This is a genomic window from Levilactobacillus parabrevis ATCC 53295 (assembly GCF_001434055.1).
Taxonomy (GTDB): Bacteria; Bacillota; Bacilli; order Lactobacillales; family Lactobacillaceae; genus Levilactobacillus; species Levilactobacillus parabrevis.
Window position 1 is genome coordinate 1 of record NZ_AZCZ01000005.1, and the last position, 24,690, is coordinate 24,690.

At 49.0% G+C, this 24,690-nt stretch carries 27 protein-coding genes and 1 tRNA gene; 17 read left to right on the forward strand and 11 right to left on the reverse strand.

Annotation, left to right across the window (positions count from 1 at the left end; translation table 11 throughout):
- Positions 1-46: 46 nt before the first annotated feature.
- From FD07_RS02055 to FD07_RS02085, 7 genes are all read right to left on the reverse strand, one after another.
- Positions 47-1,228 carry a CynX/NimT family MFS transporter gene (locus FD07_RS02055; RefSeq protein ID WP_020088617.1) on the reverse strand — a complete coding sequence of 394 codons (1,182 nt, stop codon included), beginning with the start codon at positions 1,226-1,228 and terminating at the stop codon, positions 47-49.
- A gap of 199 nt (positions 1,229-1,427) precedes the next feature.
- Entirely contained in the window at positions 1,428-1,880 is a 453-nt protein-coding gene (locus tag FD07_RS02060) for a universal stress protein (RefSeq protein ID WP_020088616.1), read from the reverse strand.
- 621 nt (positions 1,881-2,501) lie between these two features.
- Positions 2,502-2,589 (reverse strand) — tRNA-Ser (locus FD07_RS02065).
- Between the two features lie 52 nt (positions 2,590-2,641).
- Positions 2,642-3,040 (reverse strand): TIR domain-containing protein, encoded by a 399-nt coding sequence (locus tag FD07_RS02070; protein WP_020088615.1) that lies wholly within the window; start codon positions 3,038-3,040, stop codon positions 2,642-2,644.
- A gap of 283 nt (positions 3,041-3,323) precedes the next feature.
- Positions 3,324-3,800 (reverse strand): nucleoside-diphosphate kinase, encoded by a 477-nt coding sequence (gene ndk / locus FD07_RS02075; protein WP_020088614.1) that lies wholly within the window; start codon positions 3,798-3,800, stop codon positions 3,324-3,326.
- Positions 3,801-3,982: 182 nt separating this feature from the next.
- Positions 3,983-4,168: a PspC domain-containing protein gene (locus FD07_RS02080; protein ID WP_020088613.1), complete on the reverse strand. Its 186-nt coding sequence runs from the start codon at positions 4,166-4,168 to the stop codon at positions 3,983-3,985.
- A 23-nt stretch (positions 4,169-4,191) separates the two neighbouring features.
- A complete protein-coding gene (locus tag FD07_RS02085) occupies positions 4,192-4,854 on the reverse strand; it encodes a histidine phosphatase family protein (protein ID WP_020088612.1) in 663 nt (220 codons plus the stop codon).
- A gap of 164 nt (positions 4,855-5,018) precedes the next feature.
- Here FD07_RS02085 and FD07_RS02090 point away from each other — a divergent pair, with 164 nt between their 5' ends.
- On the forward strand, positions 5,019-5,900 hold the full coding sequence (locus FD07_RS02090; protein ID WP_020088611.1) for a PPK2 family polyphosphate kinase: 882 nt from the start codon (positions 5,019-5,021) through the stop codon (positions 5,898-5,900).
- Positions 5,901-6,238: 338 nt separating this feature from the next.
- Positions 6,239-7,408 carry a hydroxymethylglutaryl-CoA synthase gene (locus tag FD07_RS02095; protein WP_020088610.1) on the forward strand — a complete coding sequence of 390 codons (1,170 nt, stop codon included), beginning with the start codon at positions 6,239-6,241 and terminating at the stop codon, positions 7,406-7,408.
- Positions 7,409-7,470: 62 nt separating this feature from the next.
- Here FD07_RS02095 and FD07_RS02100 read toward each other — a convergent pair whose 3' ends face one another.
- The gene (locus tag FD07_RS02100; protein WP_020088609.1) at positions 7,471-8,052 is read right to left on the reverse strand and encodes a hypothetical protein; all 582 of its coding nucleotides are present in this window, start codon (positions 8,050-8,052) and stop codon (positions 7,471-7,473) included.
- Positions 8,053-8,270: 218 nt separating this feature from the next.
- Between FD07_RS02100 and FD07_RS02105 the strand changes: the two genes are divergently transcribed.
- Positions 8,271-8,711 carry a nucleoside 2-deoxyribosyltransferase gene (locus tag FD07_RS02105; RefSeq protein ID WP_020088608.1) on the forward strand — a complete coding sequence of 147 codons (441 nt, stop codon included), beginning with the start codon at positions 8,271-8,273 and terminating at the stop codon, positions 8,709-8,711.
- Between the two features lie 73 nt (positions 8,712-8,784).
- Here the strand turns inward: FD07_RS02105 and lexA are convergent, their stop codons facing one another.
- Positions 8,785-9,414, reverse strand: a complete 630-nt coding sequence (lexA, locus tag FD07_RS02110; protein ID WP_020088607.1) for a transcriptional repressor LexA — start codon at positions 9,412-9,414, stop codon at positions 8,785-8,787.
- Positions 9,415-9,891: 477 nt separating this feature from the next.
- Here lexA and FD07_RS02115 point away from each other — a divergent pair, with 477 nt between their 5' ends.
- The 4 genes from FD07_RS02115 to FD07_RS02130 all read left to right on the forward strand — a co-directional run bounded on the left by FD07_RS02115 (position 9,892) and on the right by FD07_RS02130 (position 14,143).
- Complete coding sequence (locus FD07_RS02115) at positions 9,892-10,143, forward strand: DUF896 domain-containing protein (protein ID WP_020088606.1); 252 nt, start codon at positions 9,892-9,894, stop codon at positions 10,141-10,143.
- Positions 10,144-10,241: 98 nt separating this feature from the next.
- Complete coding sequence (locus tag FD07_RS02120; RefSeq protein WP_020088605.1) at positions 10,242-10,469, forward strand: YneF family protein; 228 nt, start codon at positions 10,242-10,244, stop codon at positions 10,467-10,469.
- A gap of 133 nt (positions 10,470-10,602) precedes the next feature.
- Positions 10,603-12,360, forward strand: a complete 1,758-nt coding sequence (locus tag FD07_RS02125; protein WP_020088604.1) for an ABC transporter ATP-binding protein — start codon at positions 10,603-10,605, stop codon at positions 12,358-12,360.
- Complete coding sequence (locus FD07_RS02130; protein ID WP_020088603.1) at positions 12,353-14,143, forward strand: ABC transporter ATP-binding protein; 1,791 nt, start codon at positions 12,353-12,355, stop codon at positions 14,141-14,143. Before FD07_RS02125 ends, FD07_RS02130 begins: the two co-directional genes overlap by 8 nt.
- Positions 14,144-14,432: 289 nt before the next feature.
- Here the strand turns inward: FD07_RS02130 and FD07_RS02135 are convergent, their stop codons facing one another.
- Positions 14,433-15,080 (reverse strand): lysophospholipid acyltransferase family protein, encoded by a 648-nt coding sequence (locus FD07_RS02135; protein ID WP_020088602.1) that lies wholly within the window; start codon positions 15,078-15,080, stop codon positions 14,433-14,435.
- 102 nt (positions 15,081-15,182) lie between these two features.
- Here FD07_RS02135 and FD07_RS02140 point away from each other — a divergent pair, with 102 nt between their 5' ends.
- The 3 genes from FD07_RS02140 (at position 15,183) to FD07_RS02150 (ending at position 17,309) form a co-directional block, all read left to right on the forward strand.
- A complete protein-coding gene (locus FD07_RS02140; RefSeq protein WP_020088601.1) occupies positions 15,183-15,938 on the forward strand; it encodes a tRNA1(Val) (adenine(37)-N6)-methyltransferase in 756 nt (251 codons plus the stop codon).
- Positions 15,925-16,224: a GIY-YIG nuclease family protein gene (locus tag FD07_RS02145; RefSeq protein WP_020088600.1), complete on the forward strand. Its 300-nt coding sequence runs from the start codon at positions 15,925-15,927 to the stop codon at positions 16,222-16,224. The genes FD07_RS02140 and FD07_RS02145 overlap by 14 nt, the downstream gene beginning before the upstream one ends.
- Positions 16,225-16,313: 89 nt before the next feature.
- Positions 16,314-17,309, forward strand: coding sequence for a D-2-hydroxyacid dehydrogenase (locus FD07_RS02150; protein WP_020088599.1), 996 nt, complete (start codon positions 16,314-16,316; stop codon positions 17,307-17,309).
- Between the two features lie 59 nt (positions 17,310-17,368).
- On the opposite strand, the gene FD07_RS02155 is transcribed toward FD07_RS02150, so the two are convergent.
- Positions 17,369-18,091, reverse strand: coding sequence for an HAD family hydrolase (locus FD07_RS02155; RefSeq protein ID WP_020088598.1), 723 nt, complete (start codon positions 18,089-18,091; stop codon positions 17,369-17,371).
- Between the two features lie 1,110 nt (positions 18,092-19,201).
- Here FD07_RS02155 and rpsB point away from each other — a divergent pair.
- From rpsB to FD07_RS02195, 7 genes are all read left to right on the forward strand, one after another.
- Positions 19,202-20,005, forward strand: a complete 804-nt coding sequence (gene rpsB / locus FD07_RS02165) for a 30S ribosomal protein S2 (protein WP_020088596.1) — start codon at positions 19,202-19,204, stop codon at positions 20,003-20,005.
- Positions 20,006-20,150: 145 nt separating this feature from the next.
- Positions 20,151-21,035 (forward strand): translation elongation factor Ts, encoded by an 885-nt coding sequence (gene tsf, locus FD07_RS02170; protein WP_020088595.1) that lies wholly within the window; start codon positions 20,151-20,153, stop codon positions 21,033-21,035.
- 145 nt (positions 21,036-21,180) lie between these two features.
- The gene (pyrH, locus tag FD07_RS02175) at positions 21,181-21,903 is read left to right on the forward strand and encodes a UMP kinase (protein WP_020088594.1); all 723 of its coding nucleotides are present in this window, start codon (positions 21,181-21,183) and stop codon (positions 21,901-21,903) included.
- 2 nt (positions 21,904-21,905) lie between these two features.
- A complete protein-coding gene (gene frr, locus FD07_RS02180) occupies positions 21,906-22,463 on the forward strand; it encodes a ribosome recycling factor (RefSeq protein WP_020088593.1) in 558 nt (185 codons plus the stop codon).
- Between the two features lie 26 nt (positions 22,464-22,489).
- Positions 22,490-22,912 carry a hypothetical protein gene (locus FD07_RS02185; protein ID WP_020088592.1) on the forward strand — a complete coding sequence of 141 codons (423 nt, stop codon included), beginning with the start codon at positions 22,490-22,492 and terminating at the stop codon, positions 22,910-22,912.
- Positions 22,913-23,026: 114 nt separating this feature from the next.
- On the forward strand, positions 23,027-23,824 hold the full coding sequence (locus FD07_RS02190; protein WP_020088591.1) for an isoprenyl transferase: 798 nt from the start codon (positions 23,027-23,029) through the stop codon (positions 23,822-23,824).
- 21 nt (positions 23,825-23,845) lie between these two features.
- On the forward strand, positions 23,846-24,634 hold the full coding sequence (locus tag FD07_RS02195; protein ID WP_020088590.1) for a phosphatidate cytidylyltransferase: 789 nt from the start codon (positions 23,846-23,848) through the stop codon (positions 24,632-24,634).
- The last annotated feature ends 56 nt before the right edge of the window (positions 24,635-24,690 follow it).

Below are 24,690 nucleotides of genomic sequence, written 5' to 3' on the forward strand. Positions count from 1 at the left end.
CACTTCAATTTTAAATCGAGGAATGAATATTGTTGGTTGAAGCTGTTTAATTTTTAATCATGCCGCGTCGGTGGACGATGATTCCCGTGGTGGTCAGTGCCGTGGCAAAGATGACCAGCAGCCAGATCACCGGCATCCAGGAGCCGCTGAACTGTTGCAGGTAACCAAAGAGAATCGGGCCGACCGCAGCCAGCAGGTAACCGGCAGACTGGGCCATCCCCGAGATGGCGGCTGTTTGGTAAGGGTTCGTCGTCTTCTCCGTAAAGAACATAATAGCGAGGTTAAAGGCCACTCCGGACCCCAGACCAGTGACTAACGAGACGATAGTGAGAAAGGGAACGGAGTTGGTATCGATCAGCCACGTGAGCGGAGCGACGACATATCCTAGTGTCATGATACTCAGTAGGATGCTGACGCCGTGGCGTTTGTTGAAGAGAAGCGGCACCATAAATGAGAGCGGTAGGCCACTGATTTGGAGCAATGTCAGGAGATTACTGGACGTGATGGTCGAGACGCCGTGAACGGCTAGAATCGATGGCATCCAGGTAATAATTGCATAGTAGACTAATGACTGGAGCCCGAAGAATAAGGTAATCAACCACCCTAGGGGCTGGTGCCAGACACTCTGGTAGTGAGGAATGTGGGAACGTTGCTCGTCGGTCAGTGGTTCCTGACGTTTCGTACGAATGTTTGGAAACCAGACAAAGATGGCGATGATGCTGATGATTCCGAGATAGGCTTGAGTCGCAGCAAGACTGGTTCGAGAGATCAGGATTCCCGAAACGGCGGTTCCAATCGCCCCGACGAGAAGCATCGACAGGGTGTACAGGCTCGTTCCCAGGCGAATCTTGTAAGGCATATGTTCCTTGATCAAAGCGGGGACCAGAACGTTACCGCTGTCGATCCCAATGCCGACCAGAAATGTCCCAAAGAGCAGGGCTGGTAAGGTGGGGATGATTCGGAGGTAGGTTCCGATGATCAGTAGCAAAAAGAGGCCAAAGACGGTGCGCTCGTTGCCCCACCGTTGCGCTAATTTCACGATGATCGGTGAAAAGATAGCGAAGGTCACTAGCGGAATCGACGTAATCAGTCCAGCCATCGAACTGGGAAGATTCAGAGATTTTTCAATGCTGGGGAGTAAGGGTGGAATAATAGTGATGGGTAAACGGAGGTTGGCGGCGATCAGCATCATGCCAATCAAGAACCAACGAGGTTGGGTTTGTTTCAAAGTAAGTGCCTCCTATGAATTGTTCGTCAGTCCATTATAGCCCGGGCGGCGGATGGAAGAAAAGGGGCTTGGCGTGATTTCTTTCATGAAAGCAAAATTAAATATAATGTTTTTAGTGTAAAGCTTCTGAAACACAAAAAAGCAGAGAGGGGAGGACCTCTCTGCAAACTTTAGTTGACAACTTAAGGCTGAATCGACACTACTCGTGCGGTTCGGGTAGGTCGTTGACGACGATAACGTTGGGTTCAGCGTGCTGGACCACGTAATTCGTCGTGGAACCCACGATCATGCGGGAGAACGCGTTGGTCCCAGACTTACCCATGACGATGAGGTCGATTTGACTATCTGCGGCGTTAGCAATTTCTACAATAACCTGTTTGGGCGCGCCTTCGCGTACCAGCATCGCGACTTCCAGATTCGCTTCTTCAGCGTGATCACGAGCCGCTTCTAAAATTTCTTGGCTGGTATCGCGGAGACTCTTGATTACGGCTGCGTAGCCACCACCCAGGCCTTGCGCGGAGAACTGGGTAATGTCGATGACCTGCAGAAGAATCAATTTGGCATGCCAGTCCTGAGCCAAGTCAATCGCGGTCTTGAGCGCTTCATTAGCGTTACTGGAGCCATCGAGTGGAACGAGTAGGCGTTTATACATGGGTGTTACCTCCTTCGATATGGTCGGGGGCAGCAGGCAATATGTGGTGACGCTAGTCGATTAACGCTAATCCACTGACGATAAAAGTACCTGGGAGTAACGTCAATGGATTGATTAACTAATGGATTAGATTAGTTAATGATTATATTATGCATTAAAATGATTAGCTTGGCAAGCAAAAAATGGTAAAAAATAAAAAAAGAGACTGGGACAAAATCCCAGACCTCTTTGCTTATCTCAATATTATATGGTTGAAACGTGCGCCAAAAGGCAGCTGGTTCCGCTTAAAACCGCTAACCAAACAATCCAAGTTCGGGATTATTCGGTTAGCGGCCTTAATGCTTGCCAGCTAACCGCCTTTTGTCCCACTCTCGGGGGTGATGAATGCCTGAATCTATTGATTATGTCTGGCAAGAAAATAACTGTAGAGGGCAATTCCTAAGGCAATGATGATGAGGATCAGGCCGATGAGTTTGAACATGAAAATTCTTCTTTCTAAATGAAATGATTATTATTTAGTATAATATACTTTTTCGGGTGGTGTCTAATCTGATTAATTTTCGGCAAAAAAAAGGGAATTTCAAGGACAAACTTGAAGTTCCCAAAAACGTTATTTAGGTAAGGAGAGTACAGGATTTGAACCTGCGCGCCGGTATTAGCCGGTTCGACGGATTTCGAGTCCGTTGCATTACCACTCTGCCAACTCTCCAAGTCACTACTCATATATTTTACCAATAATGACCATAATTGCAAGCGTATTTTTAAATTACGCCATCCGCTAAAACTTTGGGATCAAATGGGTCAATCCATGCGGGGGCAGTCTCTAACAGACTGAGCGGTGAGATATTGGTACTATCCAACTTGGCTGCCAAAACTTGCTTATCTTCTTGACGGGCCGTAGCAATCTCCCAATCGGTCCATTCCGATTGCCAGGTCTCTCGACTAATGATGACTAGAAGCCGGTGGGAACGTTTAATTTCTTTTCTGAGCTGGCGTTTGATGGCTGCAGCGTGCAACCCAGTAAACTTAGCGGACAAGTGCTGTTCATGAAAACTGATGGTGGGAAACGCCCAATCGCGTTGGGTCCACTCGCAGAGTTGCTCGTAAAACGAATGGGCTAGTGGATCGGCTGACTGGTAGCTGATAAATAGATCACTCATAGGGCTAACTCCTTTCTGATTACCAACAGTGTAGTCCGTTAAGAAGTCAAAACCATTACAGATATATTTATTTCTTATGAATCCTATATAACAGAACTAATTTATAAGTAAAGATTTTGCCTAGTTGTCGTAATTTAAGTATAACCGGTTACTGGTGATAGGTAGCAGAGAAGCATCTTGAAAAGGCGTGTTCGTAAAAAGGATGTCGTTAGGTGTGTGGGCAAGAAAAAACGCTTGGCAAACTTTACCAAGCGTTTACATTAATCATTCAATTATGGTGTGCTTACTTTGCCCCAACTTTTTCCTTAGTCGTCACTTTTTGGTGAGCAGCTACGGCGAGTTCTGGGAACCAGATCGCAATCTCATGGTGCGCGTTTTCCCGACTGTCAGCGGTGTGCACGATGTTTCTCAGAATGCCATCTGGGTATTCGTGGGCAAAGTCGCCCCGAATCGTTCCGGGTTGGGCGTCGTTAGGCCGCGTCTTACCCGCTAAATTGTGAACAGCTTTAACCACGTCAGTCCCGGTCACAATGATCGCAACGAGGGGACCTTCCTGCATGTAGGTCTCGATTTCCTTGAAGTAAGGCTTTTCGACTTGCTCCCTGTAGTGCCGCTTTAATTGGTCAGTTGTTGCGTTGACCACCTTGAACGCAGTGATTTGGTAGCGCTTTCTTTCGAGCCGTGAAATAATATCTCCGATATGTCCTTCCGCAACACCATCCGGTTTAACTAATACTAAAGTTTTTTCTGAATTTGCCATGGTAGAGAACCTCCTTGAGTTTTTTAAAGCGTCCAGGTTATAACGGGTATAACGAGTTGTTAATTCAAATTGTAGACTAACCTTTCCGCAACGTCAATCGAATTGTGAATATTTTGATAGCGTTTTCATTATTTTATTTTTAAGCATGAAAAAAGCCCGAATTTACTCGGACTTTTGGTCGATTATTCGGGATCACCCATGACCATCCACAGGATCAAGTAAACGATGATTCCCGGGAAGATAGGGGTAATTGCCAGTAAGAAGAAAATTAGGCGGGCAATACCGGGATTCCAGTCGAAGTGATCGGCAATTCCACCGATGACGCCGGCGAAGACCCGGTTACTCATAGAACGATGAATATTTTTCATGACGTCGTCCTCCTCTAATTAATTTAGGATTGAAAATCAGTTTTGTTGAAGAAATCCACGTGAATGTCATCATCGGTGATTTCTAGCTTGGTAATACTCCCATTGATCGTCGCAATGCCTTCATCCAAATCGGGGGCGTAGCGGTCAATGATTGACCGAATTGTCATTCCGTGAGAAACGACCATGACCTGATCGCCATCTTTGGAGTTTTCCCGTAGCTTGTTAAAGCCGCGGTCGAGTCGTTCCCAGAACATGTCGTTACTTTCAGCTTCACCGTACAAGTCCGCTTGGTGAATCAGGTCCCGCGCTTTTTCCAAGCCGTAAGTGCCGAGCACCTTTGATTCGGAAGTCAGGCCAACCTGGGCGCCAACGAATTGCCACATCTGATTCAAGTCATTGCCTTCAAAGTAGCCGTGACACTGTTCACGAAATTCGGGGTACTGGTAAGTCACAATGTTCATGTTATCTGGATTTTCCCTGAGTGCGATTCGTGCCGTCTCAATGGCCCGCCCAGAGTCACTGCTGTAGGCAGCGGCGAGAGGGATGTTGCTGAGCTGTTGACCAGCACGCTTGGCATCGGCCCGCCCCTTAGCTGTAAGGGGGGAGTCAATCCAGCCCTGAACCTTGTTGTAGTGATTCAACATCGTTTGACCATGACGCACAAAATATGCCGTAAATTTCTTCATTTCTTCTAGGCCTCCGTTGATCAAGTAAGTGTTTACATCCTCAGTATATCAAGCTTGAAAATAGAACGCGAAGATTTTGCCGCAACTTTTGCAAAAAGTGTGTGTGTTCGCTGGAATCCGTTAGGCAAGCATGCTAAGGTGAAAGATATTAGGAGATGATGTGCATGAGTACTGAGAGCAGTTATCGTTATACGGGTGAGAAATCGATTGATTTAGCGCAGTTGGCAACGCACGTTGAGAAGGGGCCAGATCAGGCCGTTATCAACAGTGCATTGGACGCCAACGTGGCGACACTGAGTGACTTGCAGTCCCGGCTATATTCTCAGAAGCAGCACGGGGTTATCGTGATCCTGCAAGGGATGGATACCGCCGGGAAAGACGGCTTGATTCGACACGTCTTTAGCGGGCTGAATCCCTCTGGGACGAGCGTGGTCAGCTTCAAAGAGCCGACTCACGTGCAATTAGCCCATGACTTTCTGTGGCGGGTTAACCAAGCCCTGCCTTCACGAGGAGAGATTCGGATTTTTAACCGCTCCCAGTACGAAGACGTCTTGATCAGTCACGTCCATCCAGAGATGCTAACCACACAACATTTACCAGGCATCAATTCAGTGGCGGATGTTGATGATAAATTCTGGGATCATCGGTACCATGATTTGAAGAATTATGAAAAATACTTACGACACCAAGGCTTTGAAGTCATCAAAATTTTCTTGCATCTGTCCAAGGATGAACAGACACACCGGTTCGAACGACGCATCGAAGTGCCTAGCAAGAACTGGAAATTTGTCCCGAGCGATATGCAAGAACGGGCCTTCTGGGATGATTATCAGGATGCCTATACCAAGATGCTGGAAAACACGGCAACTAAGAAGAGTCCGTGGTATTTGATCCCAGCCGATGACAAGGGTGTGGCCCGGCTGATTGTGTCCAATATCCTGATCGATCGGCTACAGGGCCTGAACCCCCAATATCCTAAAGTTAGTTCAGAGACGAAGCAAAAGTTGCGGTCTGTCCTTCAAGAGCTAAAGGATCATAAATTATAAGATATTGTTAGATACAAGAAGCTACTGTAAAGGCTGTAGTGGTAGACTAGAATACGTGAGATTGTAACATACAAATACTGATATTTGTGCTGAAAACACCCCCTAAATTTAGGCAATGTTCAGCGTGGATGTCAGTATTTTTGCGTCGAATAGGTTAAGACTTTTTAGAGATTCGATTGGGGAGCGTCGGTGAACGACCATGGTGTAGTACAATGAGAGTTAGCGAAATGGTGGGGGTTGTTCACTAATCTGACACTAGACGTCATGAACACTCCTGAACGACGATGTAACACCAAAGTTGTATAATACATAAAGCCTAACGTAGGAGGAAATAACTGATGACTGTGAGTGTTGGTATTGATAAAATCGGGTTCTACACGCCAGACTTGTATCTAGATATGGCCGAATTGGCCACTGTGCGGGGAGAGGACCCCAATAAATATTTGATTGGAATCGGTCAATCGAAGCAGGCTGTTATTCCGCCGACACAAGACATCGTGACGATGGCTGCCAATGCCGCCAGTCAGATTCTGACGTCCAATCTAAAGGCTGAGGTGGCAATGGTTCTGTTTGGGACGGAGTCGGGTATCGATAACTCTAAAGCCAGTGCGGTCTACCTCGCACATCTACTTGGGTTGTCACCACAGACGCGAGCGATTGAATTGAAGCAGGCTTGTTACGGAGCCACAGCTGGCTTGCAACTAGCCGCCGATTACGTTCGAGTCCATCCCCAGGCCAAAGTGTTGGTTATCGGGGCCGATGTGGCGCGGTACGGTCTGCGTACGGCAGGTGAAGTGACTCAGGGTGGTGGCGCGGTTGCTATGTTGGTGACGGCCAATCCGCAAATCTTGGCGTTGGATGGGGTTAGCAGTTATCACACCGAAGACGTGATGGACTTCTGGCGGCCAACCTACCGAACCGAAGCTCTGGTTGATGGTAAATACTCCACCAACGTTTACCTCGACTTCTTCAAGACAGTCTGGGCTGATTATCAGCAGCAAACCGATCGCACCATCGCAGACTTTAACGCCTTTGTTTTTCATTTACCATTTACTAAGATGGGGCGCAAGGGCCTTCGCCAGATCCTGCCCGAAGCCCAACCAGACCAGCAGGAAAGCTTGAAAGCAGCCTTTGAGGCTAGCCAAGAAGATAACCGAAATGTGGGTAATCTTTACACTGGCTCACTGTATCTCAGCCTATTGTCACTGCTTCGGCATGGGCAGTTGGCATCGGGAGCGCGTCTAGGATTCTTCAGTTATGGTTCCGGTGCCGAAGGGGAATTCTTTAGTGGCATACTCCAACCCAACTATCAACAAGGATTTGATGATGTCGCCCTGACGACGTTACTTGCCCAGCGCAAACGGGTGAGTGTCGCTGAATATGAAGACATTTATCACGCCCAATTGAGCAATGACAGCCGCGATGTTCAACTGCCAGTGGGTGAAGAGACCGCCCAGTACTACCTCGCTGGTCGGCAAAACCAGCAGCGTCAATACCGCGAACAATAGCATTTTGTATGACCCAATTAAAAAAGCGCTCCACACCTTTCTTAAGATGCGGAGCGTTTGGTTTATTCAAATTGATTTTTAACGACGTACCCATCCTTAAACACCAGGACAGGAGATTGCTTGCCCACTCTGATTTGCAAGGTGTAGCCCTTACCCAGTGACTTCTCCAACGAGCCACTAGTCTTAGTGAAGTTCGTGACGAAGCGGGGCCACTTGGCTTGCTTGGCCAAGCTCGGCTTCTTATTCAGCGCCGCGATCGTCTGCTTCAGATCACTGTTGGTGACCGTCAGTGTGTAGGTCTTGCTGGACTTGTCAAAGGTAACGTCCCCCAACTTTGTCAGGGCCTTTGCCAACTGTTGCTTAACACTTTGTTCATTGTCGGCCTGAGTCACACCACTTGAACTGGCTGAGAAGGCTTTGCCCGACTGCGAACTGATCTGACTCTGCATAGCCGTGTGAGTCGCCGGTGTGTTGTCCTGAGACCAGTAGGGCAACTTCCAAATGGCGAAGACGGTTCCCAAGAGGGCCAGCGTCATTAGGATAATCGAGCCAACTTTTGAGTCACCGTGTTGAATTGCCGTGGCGAGTGAAAACGCCGCAATTATTGTGATTAGACCGCCCATAATGGCAAATCCAAGAATCATGATGAATCCCCCCAATTTCTGTTGCTTTCAGTATAGCATGAAACAATTATATCGTGAAAGGGGTTACCTGAAACCGTTAAACTCGAATAATATTAATAAATTAATTAAATTAGGGACCCACAACGTTTTATAACCGAATATTAATTAAAATGTAGTCGCTAATGGTTAACCTTTCCGGTATAATATAAAACACATAAGATAGAAATGAGGAGATTAGTGTGACCAACGTTTATTTAGCAGGACCATTCTTTGATGATGAGCAGATTTCACGGATTGAACGGGTGGAACAGGCCTTAGCCGCTAACCCCCGCGTGACAAACTTCTTCAGCCCCCGGAAGAGCGAAATTCCTGGATTAACAATGGGGACACCTGAATGGGCAACGCAAACATTCCAAATGGACGTGAGCCAGATTGATCAAGCCGACGTTGTGGTTGGCATGGTCGACTTTGTTGATGACCAGGTGGACTCTGGAACGGCATTCGAAATTGGCTACGCTTTTCACAGCAAGAAGCCAGTAGTGATTCTTCACGAGAAAGATACCACGTTGAACCTGATGATTGCTGAGGGCCTGCACGCTTACGTTCAGGAGGCTGAAGCTCTGGCGGCCTACGACTTTTCAACCTTGCCCGAAAGTCATTACCACGGTAAAGTGATCTAAAGCACACTTAAATAAGCTGAACAAATAAAAACGGCTCCCTAGTCAGTGACGGGGAGCCGTTTTAAGTCTAAAGTTAGTGGACGTCATCGCGGAACAGGCCAACAACTTTACCTAAGATGCTAACGTTGTTGAGGATGATTGGTGCCATGGTATCATTTTCTGGTTGTAGCCGGAAGTGATCGGCCTCTTTGAAGAAACGCTTGCACGTTGCTTCATTTTCTTCCGTCATGGCAATCACAATATCGCCATTATCGGCATTTTGTTGCCGGCGGACAATAACCTGATCGCCATTAAGAATGCCAATGTTGATCATACTCTCGCCGCGAATGGTCAACATGAAGAGTTGATCGTCGTCGCGCTCGAATTCTGGGGGAACCGGGAAGTAGTCGGTCGCTTCCTGAACCGCCAGGATGGGTTCTCCGGCCGTAACCGTACCCAAAACGGGAATTCGAGTCTGTTGTTCGTGGACACCCAGTTCTTCTAATCCGGCGGGGGTAACTTCTAAGGCCCGTGGTTTTGTCGGGTCCTTCGTCAACAGGCCCTTCTTTTCTAGGCGGGCGATGTGGCCGTGCACCGTAGAGGTTGAGGAGAGAGAGACGGCTTCGCCAATCTCACGGACAGTCGGCGGATACCCTTTTTCGTTGACCCGTTCCCAAATGAAGCGTAGGACGGCTAACTGTTTACTTTCAGAAGCTTTACTCATTTTTTCTGCCACCTCGTTCGTCATTCGTAGTATAGTTTAACCATAGTGTAGCATAGGTTTCCGGCGTTTTCAAACAGATGTTCGGGTAAATTCAGACATTAATATATTTGTGACGCTATGGGTTGGCAAGATTATGCAGATGGTCAATCGACAAACGTTGCTGTTACGGGATTACTAGCTAATCAGTTATCGCTAGTGTTGCGGCGAACAGAGGTGCTGGCGGAGGTTGATTATTTTGGACAGCATCTTTTTTTCGCCTAAAGGCGCAATCAATTCGCTAAAATCGTGTTGTTTGCGGCCGGATAATTGAAATTTGAAATTAACCCTGATATGATAGGGCTTGTCTTGAAATGGCGACGGCAATGATCGTCAAAGTTTCATTTGGAATGTGACGTGGGAATCAAGTGGTCGTGCGATGTTGAAATCGCGGCTGCGTAATGACCCAAATTCAAAAATAAACTTAAAGGAGGATTGTTCATGGCTGAAGAAACGATGGACACCTTATTAGTTCGCATCAACGAACTGGCCCACAAGGCCAAAACAAGTGAAGGCCTCACCCCTGCTGAAACGGCGGAACGGGCAACCTTACGGAAGAAGTACCTGAAGTTATTCCGGGCCAGCTTTAAGAGTCAGGTCGAAATGATGCAGGTTTACGATAAAAGCGGTAAGGAAGTTACGCCAGAAAAGGTCCGTAATATCCAACGTGAAAAGGGTTTACGGGACAATTAATTGCGAGAGCGAGTCTTTTTAATGGATTCGCTCTTTTATTTTGCGTTAAGTTTGTGTAAAATTGTAAACTGAATGACTTTATAAAGGAGGGGAATACCTTGTCAACTTGGATCTGGATCATTATCGTCATCGTTGTCGGCCTTGGCTGTGCTGCTGGAGGCTTCTTCGGTGCCCGTAAGTACATGGAAAACTACCTGAAAGACAATCCGCCAATTAACGAAGATCAACTGCGTGCTATGATGTTGCAAATGGGACAAAAACCATCTCAACGGAAGTTACATCAAATGATGAATGCGATGCAACAACAATCACACAACAAAAAGTAGATCGGGTTTTACTGACGACTCGCTTCCAGTTTCCATGGGGGCGAGTTTTTTGTTTGCATTTTTATTTAATTTCTGTAAAATTGGAAAGTCTGTTACAATTTAATCATATTTTAATCTTAAAGGAGGGACGTTCGTGAGTATCTTTCGTAAATTGGCTTGGTACTTTCGTCTAGAATGGCGAACGTATCTGGTCGGCATCATTGGCTTGATTCTAACGGCCATCATTGCTATTATTCCGCCGCGAATCATTGGGAACATGGTTGACGGCATTCACGGGCAGACCATGACCGGGCGGCTCTTAGCCATCGATTTGGGTTTGGTTACCCTAGCTGCCTTGGGGCAGTATGCCACGCGTTATATGTGGCGTAACGCCATCTGGAGGGGCGCTGCTCACCTGGAACAACTTTTACGGAATCGGCTGTTCAGTCACTTTATGGTGATGGATCGTGAATTCTACCAACATTACCGGACGGGGGATCTAATGGCCCACGCGACCAATGACTTGGAAGCCGTGCAACGGGTGGCTGGTGGGGGCATTCTCCAGTTCGCTGATGCCATCATTACTGGGGGCACGACCCTGATCGCCATGATGGCGTTGATCGATTGGCGGCTCACCCTGATTGCCATCATTCCATTTCCCTTTCTTGCCGTCATCTCGTGGTTCCTCGGACAACGGATTCACCGGGCCTTTGGATCGTCACAGGCGGCTTTCTCACGTCTGAACAACAAGGCTCAGGAAAGTATCAGCGGCATCAAGGTCATTAAGGCCTTGGGACAAGAGGATGCCGACGTGGCTGATTTCGATAGTCAGGTTGCGCGGACGATTAAGATCAACCGGCGTGTGAACCGGTTAGACTCGTTGTTTGATCCGGCAATTACGTTGGTGATCTCATTATCCTACGTGGCGACCATCGTGCTCGGTGGCTTGTTTGTGACCCACAACGTTATTACCATTGGAAACTTGGTCTCCTTTATCAGCTATTTAGCGATGATGGTCTGGCCGATGTTTGCCGTGGGGATGCTGTTCAACACCATGGAACGGGGGAACGCCAGTTATGACCGAGTCATGGAACTGTTGAACCAGAAGACTCACATTATTGACCGAGTCAACGGTTTGAAGACGCGCCCAACCGGGACGTTAAGTTACCACGTCAATCGTTTTGATTATCCCGATGATGCCGGAGCCAGTCTCCAACGGATTGACTTTGACTTGCAGGCGGGCAAGACCCTTGGAATCGTGGGGCGGGTCGGCGCTGGGAAATCAACGATTATGAAATTGATTCTGCGGGAGTTTGACGCCTACGATGGTGAGATTCAATTCGGCGGCCATCCCATCAAGGATTATGCGCTGGATAGTTACTTACCTGCTATCGGCTACGTCCCTCAGGAGAGTTTCCTCTTCTCCTCAAACATTTTCGAAAACATTCGCTTTGCCCGACCAGAAGCGACTCAAGCAGAGGTCGAAGCGGCCGCAGCTAAGAGCGATTTGTCAGGTCAGATTGCGCAGTTACCTGAGGGCTACGATACCCAAGTGGGTGAGGAAGGGATTTCCTTATCTGGTGGGCAACGGCAACGAATGGCCATTGCGCGCGCCCTCCTGATCAATCCGGAACTGCTGATTTTGGACGATGCCTTGTCAGCTGTCGATGCTGAGACCGAGGCTGAAATTTTGGCGAACCTGAAGGCCGAACGGGCCAACAAGACGACCATCATTTCCGCGCACCGGTTGAGCTCCGTAATGGGGGCCGATGAAATCTTGGTACTCGATCACGGTGAGGTCGTCGAACGCGGCACTCACGCGCAATTAATGGCGGCTCACGGATGGTACCAACGGATGTTTGATCAACAACAATTAGAGACGCAAGTGAAGGGAGGCGTTAGTGATGACTGATAAGCACGAATCTGCATGGGCCCATAGCATGACGACCAGGGAGCAGTGGACGGTCATCAAACGCCTGCTGAAGTTTGCGGCACCGTATAAGTGGTTCTTCATTGGGTCGATTGTCTTGTCGGCGGTCATCAGTGGGATCAACGTTTTCCTACCGTGGCTGTTGCAGACGTACATGGACCGCTATCTGCGGACCAGTAACGCGACAATTGCGATTATGTGGATGTTCGCCGGGCTATACTTCTTCGGTATGGTGACACGGGCGCTCATGCAGTTCTGGCAGAACTATACCAGTACCATGGGTGCGGAGTACATGCTGGAAAATGTCCGCCGCAAGCTCTTTAGTCAACTCCACCAAAAGGGGATGCGCTACTTCGACCAGACGCCGGGGGGCTCGATTCTCTCACGGTTGATGAACGACACCATGACGTTCTCTAACTTCTGGGCGTTGCTCAACACACTGATCTTAGCTATCTTTGCGGTTATTTCGTCCTTTGCGGCGATGTACTTCACCGATGTGACGGTAGCGCTGTGGACACTAGTGTTGGTACCGTTTTTGGGTGTGACGATCTGGTATTACCAGCGTTATAGCTCCAAGGTGTACCGGCGGATGCGGGAACGACTGAGTGAATTGAATACCAAGCTGGCCGAGGCCATTACCGGGATCAGTGTCATTCAGGAATTCCGGCAAGAACGGCGAACCGCAGCTAACTTTGAAACGACTAACCAGGCTTACTACGATACCCGTAAGGCCATGATTCGGACGAACTCCTTACTGTTGAGTCCCATCATTAATCTGTTCTATGCGTTGGGTACCGTAATTGTGTTGGGAATGTTTGGGATGCGCGGTCTGCACGAAGTCGTTGCTGCCGGGGTTATTTACGCGTTCATCACGTACCTGAATAACTTTTACAGTCCAATGAGTAACATGATGGACAGCCTGAGCGACTTTCAAAACGGAATGGTGGCTGGTTCACGGGTCCTACGCGTGGTCGATGATCAAACGTTAGCGCCTGCGCAACATCCCGTAGCGGACGCTAAGATCACTCGTGGTAAGGTTGAATTTCGCCACGTGACCTTTGCTTATGACGAAGAGCATCCCGTCCTGCGAGACGTGTCGTTCGTCGTTGAACCCGGCCAGACGGTAGCGTTGGTTGGCCAAACCGGATCTGGGAAAACGTCAACGATCAACGTGTTGATGCGCTTCTACGAATTCCAGTCTGGTCAGGTCCTAATCGATGACCGTGACATTCGCGAGTATCCCGCCGAAGAGTTACGGACGAAGATGGGGTTAGTGCTCCAGGAACCACAGCTGTTTTACGGGGATATTCAGACCAACATTCGGATGTTCAATCCGGATATTTCGGACGATCAAGTGCAACGTGCGGCCCACTTTGTGCAGGCTGACGAGTTCATCGATCAGTTGCCAGAAGGCTACGCAACGCCAGTCCTGGAGCGGGGAACGGAATACTCTGCTGGACAACGGCAACTGATTACGTTTGCCCGCACGGTGGTGACCGACCCTAAGATCCTGATCTTGGATGAAGCCACAGCCAACGTGGATACCGAAACGGAAACCATGATTCAGACGGGACTCTCCCGGATTCAGGAAAACCGGACGACGATTGCGATTGCCCACCGGTTGTCGACGATTCAAAATGCCGATCTGATTCTGGTGTTGAACCGCGGTAAGATTGTGGAACGTGGAACCAACGATTCGCTGATGCAACAACACGGGTACTATTACGACATGATTCAGCTGCAGAACGCGGCGCACGTCGACTAGTTGTCGTCAATTTAATCGTCACTATTGGCAGCCAACTCGCTTCTGAGTTGGCTGCCTTTTTTAGACTGTTCGAAAGCAGCTGGTTGAATAGAGCCCCTCACTTAGTACTAATGTAATTTTCCCGGAATTTGTCTCATGATTTAGAGTAATAGGCCAAAGATTCGTTTTAATGGGCAATTAGTTTCAGATGGAATCTAAAATACGTGGCTTGAGTCGGTCTATTGCTTAAGCAACGGTAGCAAAAAAAGCCATCATGACTAGCAACGTCCTAGTCATGATGGCTTTCAATTTAATCTTGGTGGTCTTCTTTTTCCTTTTCACCAGAAACATCCACGTACTCGAAGTTCGGATTGATCTGCTTGTCCAGTGCGTTGAAGGCGGCCTGCATCTGTTGCTCGATGTCAGCTTGACCGGCTTCATCCAGCTTCAGCTTGCGGTCGATGGTGATTGGATCGCCAAAGGCCACCGTCACGCGCTTTCTGGAGAACAGTCGCTTGAAGGTCAGGGGACCTTGATAGACAGCGGGGACGAGTGGCACTTTTGCCATCTTAGCGATGACGGCCGCGCCCCCCTTGAGTTCCTGCGAATGGCGGGAACCTGAGGGAAACATGATCAGGGATAGGTCACCTTTCCGTAGAATTCGGACTGGCGTTTTGATCGCCGAGGGGCCCGGATGGTCACGATTTACCGAAAAACCATTGACATGGTAGAGCAGCCATCGGAAAATGGAATTTTGGAACAACTCTTCCTTGGCCATGAAACTAAACTTCCGGGGACTGGCGGCCAGCGCAAAGTAGACAGGATCAAACCAGGTCCGGTGGGGCCCCACTAGGACATAGGGGCCATCTGGTAATTTTTCACGGTTGAGATATTTAGCTTTTCCATTTACGATGAATAAGATAACGCGGATGACATTCCGCAGAAACGAATAAAACATAAGTCGTGCTCCTCTCGCAGCGAATCTTCAATGAATCTAGTATGCAAAAAAACTGCCGGGGTTGCAAGTAATCTTAACCAAAAATGAAAGAAGGTGGCAGTCATGACCACGCCAGAATTACAGGCCGGTGAACGAATCGACCAGCTTTATAGCCAAGATATTCAAATTATCCAGAGTCCAGAGGTCTTCGCCTTTTCGTTGGATGCAGTCCTTCTAGCCGACTTTGCCAAGCTCCCACCGCGCCAGTCCAGTCAGACCGTGGACTTGTGTGCCGGTAACGGGGCCGTGGGACTCTTCATGAGCAGTAAGACCAGGGGCAAGATTGCCGAAGTCGAGATTCAACCGCGGCTGGCGGATATGGCCCGGCGCAGCGTGGCGTTGAACGACCTCACGGAACGGGTCACCGTTTACGAGGGCGACTTGGCCCAGGTCAATCAGTGGATTCCTAAGGATTCGGTGGACGTGGTGACCTGCAATCCACCGTACTTTGAGGACCTGCCAGATAGTCAGAAAAACCCCAATCGCTATCTAGCAATCGCACGGCATGAAATCACGACAACACTCGCCACGGTGGTCCAGACGACCAGTGGCCTGTTGAAGATGAATGGCAAAGTCTATTTCGTCCACCGACCAGACCGCTTGCTTCAGCTCCTAGACCTGATGACGGCCCACCGGTTGGCACCGAAACGGATTCGTCTGGTTCATCCCAAACCGGGGAAGGAAGCCAACATGGTCCTGGTCGAAGCCATCAAGGACGGTAAGCCAGGGGGATTACGCTTCTTAGACCCTCTGATCGTGTATGACGGGCACGGCGAATATTCTCCAGAAGTGAAGGCGTTACTCTATGGAACCGACTAAGGAAACAAGCGAAGAACCGACAAAAAAATATTACTTTTACGTCTTGCTCTGTGCGGACAACTCTCTTTACGGCGGATTCACCACTGACGTTGCCAAGCGCTTTGCCACCCACGTTGCCGGTAAGGGCGCTAAGTATACAAAGGTCCACCGACCACTGAAGGTGCTATTTAGCCAGTCCTTCGATAGCAAACACGATGCGCTCCACGCCGAGTGGGCCTTCAAACACCAGTCCCGCCAACGGAAGCTAGCGTTCTTAAAGGCGCAGGGGATTTCCGTCGAAAAGTAGGCGTATTCCCCCTTTAATGGTAAGGACTATGGTACACTTGTGGCGGGTAGTAGATGTTATTTTTCAGACAAGCGAAGGAGGAACTTACTGTGAAAATTATTGCTTATGGCATCCGTGACGATGAACGACCTTACTTAGAAGAATGGTCCCAGGACCAGGGCATCGAAGTTAAAGCCGTGAGTGAATTACTAGACGAATCAACGGTTGATTTAGCCAAGGGTTATGACGGGGCAGTGGTTTACCAACAAAAGCCTTACACAGCGGCGGTCTTAGACCAATTAGCTGCCGATGGTATTACGAATTTATCTCTGCGAAATGTTGGGGTCGACAACGTTGATGCTGATGCGGTTAAACGCAACGGCTTCAAGGTAACCAACGTTCCGGCATATTCACCGGAAGCCATCGCTGAATTTACGGTATCACAACTGATGCAGTTATTACGGCGGGCACCAACGTTTGCACGGAAGCAAGCCCATGGTGACCTGCGTTGGGCACCGGACATTGCCGATGAACTCAACTCAATGACGGTGGGAGTTGTGGCGACTGGCCGGATCGGTCGAGCAGCCATGAAGATCTACCAAGGCTTTGGCGCAAAAGTCATTGCTTACGATGTCTTCCACAATCCAGAGTTGGAAAAGCAGGGCATCTACGTGGATACCTTGGACGAACTGTACGCCCAAGCCGACGTGATCTCTCTGCACGCACCAGCTACCAAGGACAACAACCACATGCTGAATGATGAAAGCTTCGGCAAGATGAAGGACGGTGTGTGGATCTTGAACCCGGCTCGGGGCGCGCTGATTGACACGGATGCACTGATTCGGGCTCTGGATAGCGGTAAAGTTGCTGGGGCGGCGTTGGACGTTTACGAAGATGAAGTTGGTATTTTTAACGCCGACTTCGGTAGCTTTGACGCCATTCCAGACGAACGGCTGAAGAATTTGTTGAAACGTGAGAACGTTCTGGTTAGTCCGCACATCGCGTTCTACACCCGGACGGCCGTTAAGAACATGGTCCAGTTTGCATTGAACAATAACAAACAATTGATTGAAACTGGCAAGGCTGAAAACGAGGTTGCTTTCTAAGCTTAGTTGGGCGAAAAAAGCGTCACGCAATTTGCGCGACGCTTTTATAATGGAAACGTTTAGGCTTCCGAACAGGCAGCTGTGAGCGCCAGGAGTAAGTCCTGCAACTCGAACGAATCCGTCACCGTTTGGTCCGGAATCCACTGCCCGTCTGGAATCTCTAAGTTACGATGATTAAACCAGAAGGCGTGCCAGCCGGCCTGTTTGGCGGCTTTGACGTCCATGCTGTAATTATCGCCAACGTAGGCAACTTCACTCGCCCGCAGGTTAAGCTTGCGGTTCATCAACGTGAAGATCTGGGGATCAGGCTTGGCTAAGCCAGCTTCCTCCGAGGTGATGATGGCGTCCCTAGTCAACCATCGGTGCATCTGGAGCTGCATGACTTTGGCAAGCTGAGCGTCCGTATTGCCATTCGTAATAATACCCAATTGGTACTGCTCGCTGAGTTGATCGAGGGCTGTTTCCAGTCCGGGAAACAACTCGATTTGGCGAAGCCCAGTGGTATAGGCGCGTTGAAAATCAAGCGCTGACTGGACATCGACCGCGGGCAATTGCTGGGCTAAAAGCGCGGTGTTGAGCCGCTTAACGGCCATTTCCTGTTGCGACCACCGGCCATCAGCAACCTGAGCGTAAGCCTGGTCACTTTGCTGGCGGTAAGTCTGGAAGGTCACATTAAGATCAAAATCTTGCGGCAGATTTAAAATCGGCGCAAGGGCGGCCTCGAAGGGCGCTTTTTGATCATAGAGCGTGTCATCGACATCGAAGACGACCGCTTTAATCATATTCGTTTCCTCCTCAGTTATGCCTAAGCAGTTTACCATAACTGGAAATAAAAGCAACGTAAGGTCTGAGATTGTTTTCTGCAGGCGCCTTGCCGGGTAGGTAAAATAGACCGTGACGCGGTGGGCGGACGCCCGGAGCCACAGGGCAGTCTCCAGGCTTGACTTTGAACCTCTGAGAAACGAGTTTCAAGGTCACCAATTGCCTAAGCGGCAAGGTGCGCCACTACGGCAATTCCTTTGCCTACCCTCACGGCTGACAGGGATGAATCTGAGACTTGGGTGGTATCCAGTTGGGACGCGGCTACGTTTGGGGAAAGCAAGTATTTAAGGCTTGTTGTCCACCTGCGGCCGTCAGGGGTTCTGCCGCTGTGGAGACCAGTAAAAGCCATAGGGCGGTCTTTTACCTCGACTTGAAACCTCGAAAACACCGGCGAGTTTCCAAGATCGTCCCATGCCGTAAGAACGGGGAAGACCCACCCGTACTAACGCCATTGTCACGGCTGGCGCCACCCCTGGCGGCCTCCGGTTACCAAGTATTTCTGGTCGCACTGAGCTTTCCATTTTCAGTAAGAGTTTTGTTCTTACGACGAATTTACAAACCGATTAAGACTTCCAGACTTTATTCAGGCGGAGATGGAAAAATGATATTTAAAAACTATGACGCTTATGTGGACTTACAATTGTATACAGCAGAGTGGATAGCGTGGGTTGGACTGATGTTAGCCGTGAGGGAGAGGCAAATTGGCTCAGCCGTGGGACTTACCTTAGCGGCTCGCCGCTTAGATAAGTGGTGGGGCTAAGACTTGGTTCTCAGAGGCTTAGTCCCAAGCCTAAAGACCGATTTTTGGCTTTAGGCGTCCGCCCACCGCGTCCCGGCCGATTTGCCTCTCCCGGTAAGGCGCTGCTCCCATCAGTTCAGCCCATCGGGGGATTAATCGCAGGAATTGTTAACTTTTGCTTGTGTTAGCGCCAGTAGTTTTGTATAATTACTTTCGGTGCGTATGCGCCAATTCACACCTCGCGTGATGACCGGAGGGGTGCTCGCTTGCGAGTTCTCTAGTCAATTGATCGTGGGGGAGGAAATCAAAAACTATTTGGAGGCATTTTATCATGGCTGTTATTTCAATGAAACAACTGCTCGAAGCCGGTGTCCACTTTGGTCACCAAACCCGTCGTTGGAACCCTAAGATGAAGCAATACATCTTTACGGAACGTAACGGTATCTACATCATCGACTTACAAAAGACGGTGAAGTTGATTGACGCTGCTTACAACTACATGAAGGACGAAGCTGCTAAGGGCGCCGTTGTTCTGTTTGTTGGGACTAAGAAGCAAGCTCAAGATTCTATCGAAGAAGAAGCTACCCGTGCTGGTCAATACTACGTTAACCACCGTTGGTTAGGTGGGACTTTGACCAACTGGGAAACCATCCAAACTCGGATCAAGCGTCTTAAAGATTTGAAGAAGATGGCTACTGACGGTACTTTCGATGTTCTTCCTAAGAAGGAAGTTTCCTTACTTAAGAAGTCTCAAGACAAGTTGGAACGGTTCTTAGGCGGTATCGAAGATATGCCTAAGCTCCCTGACGTTATGTTCATTGTTGACCCTCGCAAGGAACAAATCGCTGTTCACGAAGCACAAAAGTTGAACATTCCGATCGTTGCTATGGTTGATACGAACACTGACCCAGACGAAATTGACGTGGTTATCCCATCTAACGATGACGCTATCCGTGCCGTTCGTTTGATCACTTCTAAGATGGCTGACGCTATCGTTGAAGGCCGTCAAGGTGAAGACCAAGTCAACGAAAAGACGTTCGAAGGTAAGAAGTCAGCTGACAAGAAGGGCGACAAGCCTGCTTCTGACAACTCGATGGAAGACATCGTTAACGCCGTTGAAGGCGACAACAAGTAATTAAATGCAAGGTGTCACTCTGACACTTTCCAAATATAAGATTTAAAGCACCTTAGGCTGGCTTAATGTTTAGGACCGATAATGGCCTGAGATTGAGTCAGTCTTTTTTGCGGAATTAGATGAATTCAAAAGGAGGCCATTACACATGGCAAGCAAAATCACTGCAGCACAAGTTAAAGAATTACGGGACAAGACCCAAGTTGGGATGATGGATGCTAAGAAGGCCCTCGTTGCTTCCGAAGGTGACATGGACAAAGCCATCGATTTCCTGCGTGAAAAGGGTATCGCTAAGGCAAAGAAGAAGAGCGGCAATGTTGCTGCTAACGGTTTAGCTCGGGTGAAGGTTAGTGGAAACACTGCTGCCATCATCGAAGTTAACTCTGAAACTGACTTCGTGGCCACTAACGACACGTTCAACGCTTTGGTTGACACGGTTGCTGACACGATTGCCGCACAACAACCAGCTGACTTGGATGCTGCTTTAGCATTGAAGACGACTGATGGCGACACGTTAAACGACGCTATCGTTAAGACGACGCAAATCACCAGCGAAAACGTTCAATTACGTCGTTTCGCTGTTGTGAAGAAGACTGACGGTCAAGTATTCGGTTCATACTTACACCAAGGTGGCCAAATCGCTGCCGTAGTTGTCTTGGAAGGTGCTGACGAAGCCACTGCCAAGGACGTTGCGATGCACGTTGCTGCGATCAACCCAGAATTCGTTTCTAAGGACGACATTCCAGCTGACCGTTTGGCTCACGAACGTGAAGTCTTGAAGCAAGAAGCCTTGAACGAAGGCAAGCCTGAAAAGATCGTTGAAAAGATGGTCGAAGGCCGTCTGCACAAGTTCTTATCCGAAATCAGCTTAGCTGACCAACCATTCGTTAAGGATGGCGACCAAACTGTCAGCCAATTTGTTGCCAGCAAGGGTGGCAAGTTAGTTAACTTTGTACGTTACGAAGTTGGCGAAGGTATCGAAAAGCCTAAGAGTGACTTGGCCAAGGAAGTTAACGACCAAATCAACGGCTAATTTCAGTAAAGAAGCGTAGATTCCGGTTGGAGGCTACGCTTTTTTCATATATTTTTAGCGAAATGTGGTAATTCGTAACCCCTGACTATCACTAGCCCGGGGAATATGATAGAATTATTGTCAGAATACAATAGGAGGAAACACAATGGCGGACGTAAAGTATAAACGGATTATGCTGAAACTGAGTGGCGAGGCTTTGGCCGGCGACAAGGGTTTTGGGATTAATCCGCCTGTGATTAAAACCGTAGCGGAAGAGGTTAAGAGTGTCTATAACTTGGGCATTCAAATCGCTATTGTGGTTGGTGGCGGTAACATGTGGCGTGGTGTCTCTGGTGAGCAAATGGGCATGGAACGCGCCCAAGCCGACTACATCGGCATGCTGGCGACCATCATGAACGCGTTAGCCTTACAAGACAACCTAGAGTCGATTGGCGTACCAACGCGGGTTCAGACTTCTATTGAGATGCGGCAGATTGCCGAGCCGTACATTCGGCGTAAGGCCATCCGGCACTTGGAGAAGGAACGCGTTGTTATCTTTGCTGGGGGTACGGGAAGTCCGTACTTCTCAACGGATACGACGGCTGCTTTACGGGCGGCGGAAATCAACGCTGATGCCATCTTAATGGCTAAGAACGGGGTCGATGGAATCTACTCCGCCGATCCTAACAAGGATCCGGATGCCGTTAAGTTTGACCAATTAACGCAATTGGACATCATCAACAAGGGCCTGCACGTCATGGATACGACGGCTAGTTCGCTTTCGATGGATAATGATATCCCGTTTGTCGTGTTCAACCTCAATGAGAGTGGTAACATTCGCAAGGTTGTTGAAGGCGAGAATATCGGGACTACAGTTAGGGGAAAATAGATATGGCAGATCAGATTATTACAGATGCACAAAGTCGGATGAAAAAAGCCGAAGAAGCTTTGAAGCGGGAACTCGGAACGATTCGTGCCGGCCGTGCCAATGCTAGCATTTTGAACCGGGTCACTGTGGATTACTATGGTGCCCAAACGCCATTGAACCAAGTGGCATCTATCACCATTCCGGAACCACGGGTACTCATGGTGACACCTTACGACAAGTCCGCCCTCGAAGATATCGAAAAGGGTATCTTGGAATCTGACGTGGGGATCACGCCAGCTAACGACGGGACTGCACTGCGGTTAGTGATTCCACAACTGACCGAAGAACGGCGTAAGGAAATTGCCAAGCAAGTTAAGGCTACCGCTGAACAAGGCAAGGTCGCTGTCCGGAATGTCCGGCGCGATGCTATGGACAGCGTTAAGAAGGGCCACAAGAACGGCGATTACACCGACGATGACTTACACAACTTGGAGGACCAAGTCCAAAAAGCAACGGATAAGGCTATCAAGGGTGTTGACGCAATTGCGGCTGACAAGGAAAAAGAAGTCTTAACGGACTAATCCAACTGAGTAAGGAGCGTTTAAAAATGGCAGAAGATAACCAAAATAACCAAGATAACGTTGAAATCACCCCCGGTACTGAGGAATTTGGGAAGATGGTTTTCCGTCTGAACAACCCAGTTAATGCTGAAAATATTTCCGTGTTGAACTACAACGGGGCCGAATTGGAACAGATTCAGGACGGCGTTTATGCCCAACCTGCATACGTTAGTGACGATTTCAACTTATTCTTCGTCGTTACGCAATTAATTGGGGACGACTGGATCGTAGCGTTCTCTAAGGCTACCATTACTAATGGTAACGAAATTACTGATCTTTCAGATCCACTGCCAACTGGGGAAGGCTTGAACCTCTTGGGTCAAACCAGTGCTGACGATGCCAACAATCTCTTGAGCTACTTCGGGACGTTGGTTGACGCTAAGCGCGGTGAATGGCGGTTAATCGAGTAATTCCGGTCAAAAGCTAAAGATTTGCTCAATTTGGGGGCCGGGATAGTTTCCCGGCTCTTTTTTTGTTATGATGAGAGGTTGTAGAGATGAACCTAGAATCAACGGAGGTGCGCAGTGTTTTCATTTTTAAATAAAGATCAAGCCACGGGCGAGGTCACGGAGCGCCAGTTGGACGAACAAAATATTCCGGCCCACATCGCCATTATCATGGATGGTAACGGACGGTGGGCCCAGCAGCGACATTTACCCCGGATTGCCGGCCATAAGCAGGGGATGAATACGGTGAAGACGGTTGCCAAGGCAGCCAGCCACTTGGGCGTCAAGGTGCTCACGCTGTATGCCTTCTCCACGGAGAATTGGAAGCGACCATCTACTGAGGTCAACTATCTCATGAAGTTACCGGTCGATTTCTTTGGCACATTCGTTCCCGATTTGGTGAAGAACAATATTCGGGTAAAGGTCATGGGTTACACGGATCAGTTGCCAGCGGCGACCCAAAAAGCAGTTCGCGATGCGATTGCGGATACGGCCGACTGTACCGGTATGGTGCTGAACTTCGCGTTGAACTATGGTGGTCGGGCCGAACTGGTCACGGCAACGCAGCAATTGGCGGCACAAGTACAGGCCGGCCAGTTGGCGCCCACGGATATTACGGCGGATATGCTCGGACAACAGTTGATGACCGGAGACTTGGCCGAGTTAGCCGATCCCGATCTGTTGATTCGGACCAGTGGTGAAGAACGGTTGTCGAATTTCATGCTCTGGCAGGTCGCCTACAGCGAGTTTGTCTTCATGCAAGAACATTGGCCGGACTTCGATCAAGCAACGCTAGAACAAGCTATTTACACGTATCAGCAGCGTCATCGGCGCTTTGGCGGGCTTAACCCCGCGACTGATACGACTAAAAATTGAGAACATTGAGGAGTTTGTAATATGAAACAACGGGTTATAACGGCGGTCGTTGCCCTGATTATTTTTATCCCCATCATCGTTGAAGGGGGTATCTGGGTCGACATTGCTGCCTTTGCACTGGGTCTTGTGGCCTTGTCAGAAGTCTTAATTATGCGGAAAAAATTGTTAGTGAGTCCGGAGGCCTTTATTTCGGGTATCGGAATCTTATTGGTCATTGCACCACAAGGCTGGTGGGCAGATCTGCCCCATTTCCTAGATCCTTGGTACATCGTTTATTTGTTTGTCCTGCTCTTATTGTTACGGACGGTGGTTTCCAAGAATCGTTTCTCATTTGACGATGCCGGGATGATTACCCTGAGTATGCTGTACATCGGGATCGGTTTTCACTTCTTCATCGCAGCCCGGGCCGTTAGTCTCGTGGCGTTACTGTACGCGCTGTTCATCGTGTGGACCACGGACTCTGGAGCCTACATGATCGGTCGGAAATTAGGGAAGCACAAGCTGGCACCGCATATCAGTCCCAATAAAACCTGGGAAGGATCGATTGGCGGCTCGTTGGTAGCCACGATTGTCGGGAGTGTCTTCTGGTACTTCTTCCCAATTGGCCACTACAGTCTGGTTGTCATGATCATCTTAACGCTGATTTTCTCCGTCGTTGGTCAGTTCGGTGACTTGGTGGAATCTGCCCTCAAACGGTACTACGGCGTTAAGGATTCCGGAAAGATTCTACCCGGGCACGGCGGCATTCTGGACCGGTTTGATAGCTTACTGTTAGTTCTGCCAGTCATTCATTTGTTTGGCCTGATTTAAGTTTTGCTGTTCGCTTGCGCCCCTTGGGGTGGTTAAGGTATGCTATACAGCAGTTA